The following is an 11,223-nucleotide window of genomic DNA, read 5'->3' as shown; positions in this document are numbered from 1 at the left end:
TCTTGTTGGTGACTATTGGCCTGGTGTTCACCTCTTCCCATCCCGAACAGAGAAGTTAAGCCCAGAACCGCCGATGATACTTGGGTCAAACCTGGTAAAGTAGGTAGTCGCCACAATACCATTACAAAAAAATCCCATCTTCATAAGAGATGGGATTTTTTTGTTTATGTTTCCTAGTCTGGCGTAACAATATCAGAGCAGTTATGTTTAAATCATACCTGTTATTACATATTCATCTAAATACCCCAAGCCGAAACAATTAGACTTCGTGAGCCACCAAAATCCCGATGCTCGCACAGATATATCCCCTGCCAGGTTCCCAGTGCTAATCTTCCATTTCGAATAGGAATTGTAACTGAGCTACCCAGAAGAGAAGCTTTTAAATGAGCCGGCATATCGTCAGAACCTTCATAATCGTGCTGGTAATCCGGATCATTTTCCTTAACGGTTTTATTGAAGAACATTTCAAAGTCTTTCCTAACCGTAGGATCTGCATTTTCGTTAATAGTCAAAGAGGCAGAAGTATGCTGGATGAAAACCTGGCACATTCCGGTTTTTAACTCAGCAATCTGTGGCATTGCGTAGAGCACCTCAGAAGTAATCAAATGAAATCCTCTTCTTTTTTCTTTAAGCTGGAATCCCTGCTGAAACATTTTCATGGTTTATTCTTTTCGAAAGTCTTTTGGCATTATTAATACTAAAAGTGATCCTGTAAATATCTGTTCTGACGAAAAGTAAAGGTTGACCGGATTCCGACCAACCTTTACAATGTATAACAAATAAATATCTCTGGCTACAAACCCTTAATCACTTTTCTGAAAGCCCGGTCGTTGCCTTGTTTAATTTCAATAATGTAAATGCCAACCGGTAAGGTCGAAATATCGATTTCTTTTAACTCAGACTGATTTTCTTTATTGATACGTATTTGTTTGTGAAGTCGTCCAACACCTGCATCGAACACATTTATTTCTACCGGCGAATCATTTTTATTCAATACATCAATAGAAATATAACGTGCCGTAGGATTAGGATAAACCCGAACAGACTGATGTAATGTCAACTTAGTTTCGGTGATTGGCAGAGTTGTGGTAAGCGAAGCCAACGCCGTAACAGAATCTATTGCTGCTACCCTTGCGTTAGATGCGGAACCTACAACGAACATTGGAGTTTCAGTAGCGGTTACTGTTATATTTCCAGCTACAACTTCCACTTCTTGCATATCCATATTATCACTTCCTGCTTTGGGACGATATATTTTGGCATGAGAGAAGTCGCCTACATGTAAGGTATAATTCGCAGTTCTTCCTTTTTCGTCAGGAACCGTCAGAATAAATAAAGATTTTCCATCACGTTCATAGCGATCGACAATTGGATCCTGGTAGGTAGTTTCTTTATAACTATAATCTCCAAAGACCTTGTTTACCTGATAAAGATAATCGGCAGATGGTCTGCGCGACTGATCCTCGTTGATTAAACCTGAACTGCCAAATATTCCACCTCCTGCGTTATCATCATACATTTGATAAAAAAACATTTTTGATACACCATGACGGGCAGAAAATAAAGAAGTTCTCAATATCCAGTCGCCTTGTGTTTCAAGAGCAGACTTATTCCCTACCGGAATTGCTTTTAATGGGCTGGTTTGAGCTATATCATATCCTGCTTCGGTAATCCAAACCGGCATATCACGGGAAATATCATGAGAAACCTGAACGAAATTTTCTAGGATCTGATTGGCATTACCAACTTCCGGCGCTACTCCGCGGCTTGACGTTCCACTTTGAGATGACGACGCATCATCAGTGTACAAATGGAAATTAATTACATCCCAACAAAGATTTACAGTGCCATCAGCATTATAGCCGCGGAATTCCCTGCACCAGTCCACCATACCTTTTATATAATCCGGACCGGTTACTAAGCCTGCATTTACAACCTTAATATTTGGATCAGCATTTTTTACACCAATTCCCGGACCCATTGTATTTTTATGTCCGTCATAAAAGGCAGATAAATTGGCTGCATATTCCCTGGCAGTTTGATAGCCCTTTCTTCCCTTCCACCATTTGTCACGTTCATTGTCGCACTCAATATATTTGATCAGATTAAGTCCGATCTTTATAGTGTTGGGATTATCACCATTCCATCTTGGCACGCTGTAAACACTCAGTAGAGAAGGATCTACATTGGTATTACTGCCATAACGTGCAATGTATTGAAAAGCAACTCTTGCCTGATCTTTATAAGATAAAGGATCAGCAAAATCTTTTCCATAACGAACCGGAACATTTTCAGCATCACGTTCCGTTTCTGGATAAGTAGCAAGCATCCACCCCGGAACGGTTTTCAAACAAGCCAGTACTTCGATATTTGCTGCTTTGCAACGCTCATAAATCGCATCATAATTCCAGCCTCCGCTTAGTGTTGGATTATATGAAAACTGACCTTCATTTGCTTCCAGTTTTTCCCAGTCCATATAATGACGGATTCCTGTAAAACTTTTTGCAGCATTCATTTTGGTTTCACTGATTTGCCATGGACTTTGACCATCTTCAAAATTCCATTCGTAAGCATTTACGCCAAACAAATCTCTTAATTTGATATCCTTTTTAGGGATCGGTGTAACTGCTTTGGTTGTAGGTTTATAAGTACCATACAATTCCATTTCTGTTGGGAAACCGTGTTTGATGCTTAATACCAGATAACGGATATTGGTTACTTTATTATCGAGTTTGAACAATCCATCGCCCGCTGTTTGTCTGCCAGGGTAAGGACCAACCCAACCGTTATAAACCTCGCCTGTAAAAGTTGCAACTGGAATTCTCTCCCATTGATCTGTAATCACTGACAAGATCATCGGATTATCTTTAAAAGTACCTGTGAAGTCAAAAAATTTAACACTTTCTAACGAAATCTCTTCGCCTTCAAGCAATGGATAATAAGCATCATAGCGATCCAGCGCAAGTCCGTATCCCGTATTTACCTCAGTCTGCGTATCACCATCAAACAGGGCGTCAAGTCCGTTACTGGTATTATTTAATTGATACCAACGTTTTGGATCCAGTGGAATTTTGACAGCTGTCGAAGGGTTTTGCGGATCAATAGGTGTTGATACAGATTGAATAACCTGTGTTCTGGCTACATTTTCTGCTGCGCTAAAACCAGCACTTTCAGTTTGAGATGCTGTAATTGTAGCCGAACCAGCTGTTAGAATTGTTGCCTTCCAGCTTCCGGTTTGATTTGAGACAGAAACGACTGACGGATTTGAAGAAGCAAATGTGATAGGTGATTCTGTATTTGTACTGGATGCAGTCAGGTCAAAAGGTGCAGCTCCTGTCAGTTTTATAGGAAGTTCACCAAAAGTAATTACGGATGGAGATTTAACTGGTGCCGTTCCACCGCTGGTCACTTCAAACCAGTTGAAGTAGAAGTCACCTTTTTCAGCATATAGTCGTATCACCTGACTTCCAGCCGGAAGCGTTGCTATGGTACTAATGGTCACGTAATTCTGCCAGCCTGATATCGGTACTTCTACGTGACCAAGAATTGCTCCGGCAGTATTCTTTATTTGAATAAGACCGTCTCCGTAACTTTTGAAAACGCGGAATTTAAAAGTATATGTTCCGGCTGATGTCACAGCAACGTTGTAGTCAAGATAATCTCCGGCATCAATATTATTTACATTTTTAACACCGTCGACATCCTGTGTATCTTCAGTTCTGACATCACTCGCCACGTCAAAACTTTCTGCTTCTATTTTTGCAGGTAGTGATCGTGAAGCGGTTCCTTCAAACCAGTTAAGGCTCCAAACCCCTTTTTTTGAATAAACACGTAAAACCTGGTCTCCGGCTGGTAACTGAGCCACCAGATTTGCAGATCCCCAGCCTTGCATACCGCCTGTGCGAGGCAGATTATTAATTTGACCTAAAACAGTACCATTTGCGGAGCGAAGTTCAAGAGAAGCATCATCGCTAAATCCATTAGCAATTCTGAATTTGAAAGTGTAAAAACCAGCTGATACCACCTTTACATTATAATCCATCCAGTTATTGTCACCTATCCAGCCAATATCCTGACCGCCATCTACATCTTCTGTGTTTTCAGGAGCAACACCATTTACGACACTGAAATTTTCAGCCTGTACTTTTCCTGGGATCAGGTTTGATTTAGTCAACTCAAACCAGTTAAAATTAAAGGTTCCGCGGTTTGCATAAATTCTGATAACCTGATTTCCGGCAGGTAATGTTGCCGTTGTATTAATGGTTTTCCACACCTGCCATCCGCCAGTCAAAGGTACATCCACCTCACCCAGTACATTTCCACCGGCATTTTTTACCTGAATATTACCGTTTCCATATTGATTGGCGATTCTGAAATTGAAATTATAAGTACCGGCCGTTGCCACGTTGACATTATAATCCATAAAATCGCCATCATCGATGTAACCCAGGTTTTTCACGCCATCAGAATCTGCCGTATTTTCAGGACGAACGTCACTGGCAACATCATAATCTTCGGCTTCGATCCTGCCTGGCAGTGCTTTTGAACCTGAAACTTCGAACCAGTTAAGACTGAAAATTCCCTTTTTTGCAAAGACGCGCAGCGTCTGTTTTCCGGCAGGTAAATTCACAAGCATACTGGTTGTGGCCCAACCCTGCATACCACCTGTGCGCGGAAGATTGTTAATTTCTCCTAAAACGGTTCCGTCCGAAGACTTTAATGAAAGTGATGCGTCGTCACTGAAACCATTTGCAATACGAAATTTGAAAGTATAGAATCCCGAAGAAGCCACATTGACATTGTAATCCATCCAGCTGTTATCACCAATCCAGCTAACATCCAACCCGCCGCCGATATCTTCCGCAGTATCCGTTCCGGATCCGCTGATCGCTGAAAAATTCTCAGCTTCAATTTTTCCGGGGATAAAATTTTCCTGATATGTTTCAAACCAGTTAAAATTGAATTCGCCACCACGGGCAAAAATCCTGATTTTCTGGCTTCCCGCGGGCAATGTTGCTTGTGTGCTGATTGTGGTCCAGCTTTGCCATCCGCCTGTTTTCGGAACATTTATTTGTCCTAGTATAACACCATTCGCATTCTGGATTTCGATTATACCGTTGCCATAACTATTAGCTACCCGGAAATTAAAAGTATAAGTTCCGGCCACCGAAGGCTGAATCTGGTAATCCATCCAGTCGTTCGCGTCAATATAACCAACATTAAGTCCACCACCGGCATCGCTTGTGTTTTCTGTGGAAACACCGCTCATTTGTGAGTAATTTTCGGCCTCGGTTCTTCCTGGGGAAGGCTGATTATTCTGCGCGTTAACTTCAAAAAGTGAACAAAAGAAAATTAAGCTGAGGAAAAGTTTTTTCATATAATGTGATGTGGTTAATTTTTCGTCTAATATACAGTTTGTTAACAATCTGTGTAGATAAAATTCAAAAATTTATAGAAATACTTCGCAATGGATATTGTAGTTAATTGTACTAAATGAAGAAAGCTCCATACTAAATAAATAGCATGGAGCTTTCCTATATCTTATTGAATAAAACGTAAGTTAAACCTTATTTATTTAGTTTCCATCTGTACCATTTCTTCACAAGCATTGGCACAATTTCTACATGCTTCTGCACATATTTTACAATGTTCCATTCCCATTGCAGCATGTTTTTCACATTCTTCGGCACAAGCATTGCAGACGTCGGCACATACCTTGCAAAGATCATCTGCAAATTCACTGTCCAGGCTTAGCAACTGTGCTGTTGCATAACATAAAGCTGAGCATTGCAAATTCAGATTAATGCATTTTGCCTGCATATTAACATCTTTTTCTTTTAAACAGGCACTTGCACAGTAGTTGCAGGCAGCAACGCATGCATTACAAAGATCGATGCAGTTTTGCAGTATTGGGCTAGTCATGGTTGAGTTAGTTAAGGAAATAATCGTTATTACGGCATGTTGTAAATAATCCTGCCAGATTTTTTGATTGCCTTGATGATAGCGATCAAATATTCAATTCAGACTTTTCGGGCGAGAAAGGTTATCTTTATAAAAATTTTGAAATTGATTTAACTATGCTCATTAAACAAAAACATCTCGAAGGAATAAAGGCAGGAAGCATTTCACTGGCATTTCGTAAATGGAAAAAGCTTCAGGTGAGTGCCGGCGGTCTTGTAAAAACCAGCGTGGGTGTGATCCGGATCGTTTCGATCGAGAAAACGGATCTTGATAAAATTACTGATGCTGATGCGCAAAAGGCTGGATTTACAGCAGCACAACCGTTGATTCAGCTCCTGGAAAGCCAGAAAGATGGTGATATTTATAAAATAGAGGTTGTTTTTGACTCCGAAGATCCCCGGGTCGAATTGAGAGAAAAAGCAAATATTACCGAAGAAGAATTAGAAGAATTGAAACTGGCGCTGGATAACCTGGATAAATTCAGTAAAATTGGGAAATGGACTACAAAAACATTAATCGCGATTCAGGAAAATCCGAAACTGCGGGCAGCTGATTTAGCGATTAAAGCGAAAAAAGAAAAGGAATGGCTGAAATTGAATATTAGGAAACTGAAAGCCCTGGGCCTCACGATCAGCCATGAACCAGGATATACTTTATCACCACTCGGAGAAGAATATCTGAAATTAATCAGCAAATAACATTTTTTACCGGCCCGGATTTTCCGGGCTTTTTTGTTATTGCGCAATCAGGTTTAGAAATAAGTGATTGTTTGGTATATGGGAATGGTTATTTTAATGCGTGTTTTAATCAGTTTGGTTACTGAAATAACTTAGCAAAATTATGAATATTAACGGGCCAATTATTGTCATTGAAGACGATCTGGAAGATCAGTTTCTGATTGGAGAAACTTTTAAAAACCTTCCATATGACAACGAGGTGTTGTTTTTCGAAGATGGAATAAAAGCAATGGAATTTCTTGACTCGACAGATTCTAAACCGCTGCTTATTTTGTCTGATATCAACATGCCGAAAATGAGCGGCCAGGAGATCAGAGATATTGTGCACAATCATGAACAGCCAGATATCAAATGTATTCCCTATTTGTTTTTCACAACAGATGCACACCGGGAGTCTGTAATGGATGCTTATTCCAGCTCTATCCAGGGCTTTTTTAAGAAGCCGGCGTCATATGAAGATTTTGAAAATACTATACGGACGATTGTCGATTACTGGAAAGGATGCATATCACCGGCAGAATATTTTTAATTACAATGGACGGAGTAAATGATCAGTACTACTAAAATCTTTCCTTAAAGTTATGATTAACGCTATATCCAGAATTGAATTAATTAAAGGCGATATAACAAAACTCGCCGTGGACGCGATAGTGAATGCGGCAAATTCTTCTCTGTTAGGTGGTGGAGGTGTTGATGGTGCCATTCACAGAGCCGGGGGGCCTGACATTTTAGAAGATTGCAGGAAAATTATAGCCAGACAGGGCGGATGTAAAACCGGTGAAGCAGTGATTACCACGGCTGGAAAATTACCATCAAAATTCGTGATCCACACCGTCGGGCCGTTTTGGAATGGGGGAGAAAATAATGAGGCTGAAAAACTTTCCAATTGTTATATTAATTCGTTGCAGCTGGCCGCCATGAACAACTGTAAATCTGTTGCCTTTCCAAACATCAGCACAGGTATTTATGGTTATCCAAAATTTGAGGCCGCACAAGTCGCCGTGCAAACGGTTTCCAAATTCTTATCAAAAAATGACAAAATTGAAAAGGTCATTTTTGTCTGTTTTGATGAGGAGAATTATTTATTTGTACAAAATGAACTGAGTGGGGTGAGGGTTTAGTTTTTTAATGATAGAATGATAGAATGATAGAATGATAGAATGATAGAATGATAGAATGAACTCAGATTGCATTTTATTGTTAAATATATATGGGTTCATCAATCCTTTTTAAGGGTTGGTTCTTTTAACTAATTTAGTAATAAGTTGAATACACCAGTCAAACACGACGCATACTCCGCACTTCGCTATTCCGAATTCCGCTTTTTTCTTGCCAACAGTTTTTTGTACAGATGTGCGCTCCTGATTCAGGAAGTGATCATTGGCTATGAGCTATACCGTCTCACCCATGATCCTCTGGCTTTGGGCATGATCGGTCTGGCGGAAGTTGTTCCATTTATTGCCGTATCTCTTTTTGGCGGCCATGTTGCTGACCGCAACGACAGACGGATTATCCTTCGCGTTAGTTTGTCTGTTATTATTGCCGGCTCTGCGATTTTATATTTTCTTTTCCAGCCTCAATGGATTGCCGCGTTAACTACAAACCAGCATTTATGGTCTGTATATTCAGTCTTTTTTCTGATTGGACTGGCGAAAGGATTTTATTCTCCGGCCTCTTCTTCGTTGAAACCATTTCTCGTTCCTCGTGAAATTTATAGTAATTCTTCAACATGGAGCAGCACATTTTCCCAGGCTGGCGCTGTGATCGGGCCGGGAATTGCAGGTTTTCTCTATGTGTATATGGGATTGACACACACCTTACTCGCGATCATGATCACGATGGTGGTTTGCCTGGTGTTGATCACTTTGATAAAAACGAATCCGGTCAACAATAAACTATCAACGATCTCTATCTGGGAAAGTCTCAGAGATGGTTTACGATTTGTTTTCAGCACTAAAATAATTTTATACGCACTTTCGCTAGATATGTTTTCAGTTTTATTCGGAGGTGTAATTGCGATTTTACCGGTTTTTGCGGAGGATATTTTGCACATTGGCCCGGAAGGATTAGGATTGCTGAGAGCCGCGCCATCCGTTGGTGCGTTAATCACCATGTTTGCCATGGCGCATTTTCCACCAACACATCAGGCATGGCGAAATATGTTAATTTCCGTAGCCGGTTTTGGTGTTTTCACAATTATATTTTCACTTTCGACCAATTTCTGGCTGTCTTGCGCGGCCTTATTTGCTACCGGAATTTGTGATAGTATAAGCGTTGTGATCCGTCAAACCATCATGCAGATTTTCCCGCCAGATGAAATGCGTGGACGTGTCGCTTCTGTGAGTGGGATATTTGTAAGTTCCTCTAATGAGTTAGGCGCTTTCGAATCCGGCCTTGCAACAAGAATAGCAGGTCCAATTCCAACGGTTTTAGTTGGCGGAGCTATAACACTTTTAGTGGTTACCTACGTTTACAGTAAATCAAAAGATCTGTTTGCAATGAGGCTGACCTAATCTCAGATACATAAAAAAAGCGGGTTGCATTTTCTAAGGAATGGAAAGTGCAACCCGCTTTTGATTTATAACTTATGCAGCCGTTTTGAAAAATTTTGAGAAAAATAGAACCTGATAACTAATCGCATTTGACCAATATTCCCAGTTATGCGCACCTTTCCGGGTAATGAAATCATGAGGAATATTGTTGTCCAGAAGTTTCTGATGCAGTTTCACATTAACAGGAAAAAAGAAATCTTCCGTTCCGCAATCAATAATAAGCGGAAGGGTTTTTGAGGTCAAAAGATGTGTCAGATTAATTACGCTATTCTTATCCCATCTTTCAGGGAACTCTGCATATGATCCAAGTCTTTTGGAAAGATCCCAGTTTAAAGGAAAAGGCCGTAGGTCAACGCCACCACTCATACTGCCGGCTGCTCCAAAAATATCCTGATGTTTCAGTGCCAGAAATAATGCTCCGTGTCCGCCCATACTCAAACCGGTAATGGCTCGCCCTGATTTATTGTTGATCGTTTTATAATGTGAATCAATCCAGGAAACCAACTCGGAACTAACATAAGTTTCGTATTTCGAGGTGGTATCAACGGGACTGTCAAAGTACCAGCTGGAAAAATTTCCATCCGGACAAACAATCATCAACTTATACTGATCCGCATATTCTGCCACCGCTTTTACCTTGCTGATCCAGTCAGCCTGATTTCCGCTATAACCATGCAGTAAATATAAAACAGGAAGTTTTTCGGTTGATTTGATTGCGTCGGGAGTAATAACAACCGCCTTGATATTTTTCCGCATGGACGGGCTGTATGTGGAAACGGTATCGACTTTTGATGCTTTGAGTACCGGACTAATCAGAAGAAAAAGCAGAGGAATTAATAAATATTTCATTTTCAGTTTTAGTATATTTTTGAACAAAAGATTCAAAACATTGCTGGTTACTGGTTTCTTTGTTTTAAGAACACAATTAAAAATACATGGAGATTGGAAGGTATAAAAAATTGATTTTATATTATTTATCCTATATTTAGCGCATTATCCTCTTAATTTTTTAAAATGGAAGAAAAAGAACTGCGCCAGATTTCCTTTCACGGAGAAGGTAGTAAACTTTTTGGTATCTACATCGTCAATTTGCTGTTAACCATTGTAACACTTGGCATGTATTATCCATGGGCAAAAGCGGCAATTCTGCAATACATTTATCAGGAAACAGAATTTGAAGGCAGCCGTTTTACTTTTCATGGAACGGGCAAAGAAATGTTTATCGGGTTTATCAAAGCGATTGCAATATTCATCGTAATCTACGCATTTTTGATAATCTGTGTTTTGTCAAAAAAGCCATTTATCATGAGTATCGGATTTCTTGTGACTTACGCAGCTTTCATTTTATTGATTCCAATTGCCATTCACGGTTCTACAAAATACAGAGCGTCACGTTCATCATGGCGTGGAATACATTTTGGCTATCGCGGCGTCAGGAAGGAATTTTTGCAGGAATTTATTATTGGCGCGCTCATCACAATTTCCACAATGGGAATTTACTATTTCTGGTTTATTGTTAAAATCAGGAAATACATATTTGGTCACCTGCGTTTTGGAAACATTTCATTTTCGTATCATGGTGGCGGAACGGAATATTTCAAGCTTCATTTGAAAGGATATTTTCTTACTTTAATTACGCTCGGCATTTATTCATTCTGGTATATAAAAGACTTGTTCCGGTTTTTTGTTGATAATATTCAAATGGAGCAAGATGGCGAAATCATAAATTTCCGTTCAACTGCGACTGTCGGTCAGTACTTTAAACTGATTATGGGAAATCTTTTTATCATAATTTTTACGCTTGGCTTCGGAACTCCCTGGGCGACAGTGCGTACGCTAAGTTTTATTTTTTCAAATATTCTGATTGAAGGAAATCTGGATGTGAACGCAATTCAGCAAACAGAAATGGATTATCGCGATGCAACCGGTGAAGATATTACGGATATGATGGATATTGGTCTGGTCTAAGGAAA

9 protein-coding genes and 1 rRNA gene are annotated in these 11,223 nt (G+C 39.9%); 6 read left to right on the top strand and 4 right to left on the bottom strand.

From position 1 onward, the window contains the following. Positions 1 to 4: 4 nt before the first annotated feature. Positions 5 to 116 (top strand): 5S ribosomal RNA (gene rrf, locus LXL81_RS25110). A 120-nt stretch (positions 117 to 236) separates the two neighbouring features. Here rrf and LXL81_RS25105 read toward each other — a convergent pair. From LXL81_RS25105 to LXL81_RS25095, 3 genes are all read right to left on the bottom strand, one after another. Then, complete coding sequence (locus LXL81_RS25105; RefSeq protein WP_234650086.1) at positions 237 to 659, bottom strand: secondary thiamine-phosphate synthase enzyme YjbQ; 423 nt, start codon at positions 657 to 659, stop codon at positions 237 to 239. 134 nt (positions 660 to 793) lie between these two features. Next, a complete protein-coding gene (locus tag LXL81_RS25100; protein WP_234650083.1) occupies positions 794 to 5,377 on the bottom strand; it encodes a carbohydrate-binding protein in 4,584 nt (1,527 codons plus the stop codon). 194 nt (positions 5,378 to 5,571) lie between these two features. After that, positions 5,572 to 5,922 carry a four-helix bundle copper-binding protein gene (locus LXL81_RS25095; protein WP_234650081.1) on the bottom strand — a complete coding sequence of 117 codons (351 nt, stop codon included), beginning with the start codon at positions 5,920 to 5,922 and terminating at the stop codon, positions 5,572 to 5,574. 155 nt (positions 5,923 to 6,077) lie between these two features. Here LXL81_RS25095 and LXL81_RS25090 point away from each other — a divergent pair, with 155 nt between their 5' ends. The 4 genes from LXL81_RS25090 (at position 6,078) to LXL81_RS25075 (ending at position 9,211) form a co-directional block, all read left to right on the top strand. After that, a complete protein-coding gene (locus tag LXL81_RS25090; RefSeq protein WP_234650079.1) occupies positions 6,078 to 6,659 on the top strand; it encodes a hypothetical protein in 582 nt (193 codons plus the stop codon). 142 nt (positions 6,660 to 6,801) lie between these two features. Then, positions 6,802 to 7,227: a response regulator gene (locus tag LXL81_RS25085; protein ID WP_234650077.1), complete on the top strand. Its 426-nt coding sequence runs from the start codon at positions 6,802 to 6,804 to the stop codon at positions 7,225 to 7,227. A gap of 52 nt (positions 7,228 to 7,279) precedes the next feature. Beyond that, positions 7,280 to 7,819 carry an O-acetyl-ADP-ribose deacetylase gene (locus LXL81_RS25080; RefSeq protein ID WP_234650075.1) on the top strand — a complete coding sequence of 180 codons (540 nt, stop codon included), beginning with the start codon at positions 7,280 to 7,282 and terminating at the stop codon, positions 7,817 to 7,819. A gap of 144 nt (positions 7,820 to 7,963) precedes the next feature. Then, on the top strand, positions 7,964 to 9,211 hold the full coding sequence (locus tag LXL81_RS25075) for an MFS transporter (RefSeq protein WP_234650072.1): 1,248 nt from the start codon (positions 7,964 to 7,966) through the stop codon (positions 9,209 to 9,211). Between the two features lie 72 nt (positions 9,212 to 9,283). On the opposite strand, the gene LXL81_RS25070 is transcribed toward LXL81_RS25075, so the two are convergent. Next, positions 9,284 to 10,099, bottom strand: a complete 816-nt coding sequence (locus LXL81_RS25070; RefSeq protein WP_234650071.1) for an alpha/beta hydrolase family protein — start codon at positions 10,097 to 10,099, stop codon at positions 9,284 to 9,286. A 165-nt stretch (positions 10,100 to 10,264) separates the two neighbouring features. On the opposite strand from LXL81_RS25070, the gene LXL81_RS25065 reads away from it, so the two are divergent. Then, positions 10,265 to 11,218 (top strand): YjgN family protein, encoded by a 954-nt coding sequence (locus LXL81_RS25065; RefSeq protein ID WP_234650069.1) that lies wholly within the window; start codon positions 10,265 to 10,267, stop codon positions 11,216 to 11,218. Positions 11,219 to 11,223: the final 5 nt, after the last annotated feature.

Origin of the sequence: Dyadobacter sp. CY356, assembly GCF_021440195.1 — a bacterium.
In the GTDB taxonomy this organism is placed as follows: Bacteria; Bacteroidota; Bacteroidia; order Cytophagales; family Spirosomataceae; genus Dyadobacter.
The sequence above is the reverse complement of the archived record's forward strand: the minus strand, read 5'-3'. Positions and strand labels throughout refer to the sequence as shown.

Coding starts and splice junctions, on each gene's coding strand:
- LXL81_RS25080 (WP_234650075.1), top strand. CDS start 7,280: ATGATTAACGCTATATCCAGAATTGAATTAATTAAAGGCGATATAACA.
- LXL81_RS25090 (WP_234650079.1), top strand. CDS start 6,078: ATGCTCATTAAACAAAAACATCTCGAAGGAATAAAGGCAGGAAGCATT.
- LXL81_RS25085 (WP_234650077.1), top strand. CDS start 6,802: ATGAATATTAACGGGCCAATTATTGTCATTGAAGACGATCTGGAAGAT.
- LXL81_RS25065 (WP_234650069.1), top strand. CDS start 10,265: ATGGAAGAAAAAGAACTGCGCCAGATTTCCTTTCACGGAGAAGGTAGT.
- LXL81_RS25100 (WP_234650083.1), bottom strand. CDS start 5,377: ATGAAAAAACTTTTCCTCAGCTTAATTTTCTTTTGTTCACTTTTTGAA.
- LXL81_RS25095 (WP_234650081.1), bottom strand. CDS start 5,922: ATGACTAGCCCAATACTGCAAAACTGCATCGATCTTTGTAATGCATGC.
- LXL81_RS25105 (WP_234650086.1), bottom strand. CDS start 659: ATGAAAATGTTTCAGCAGGGATTCCAGCTTAAAGAAAAAAGAAGAGGA.
- LXL81_RS25070 (WP_234650071.1), bottom strand. CDS start 10,099: ATGAAATATTTATTAATTCCTCTGCTTTTTCTTCTGATTAGTCCGGTA.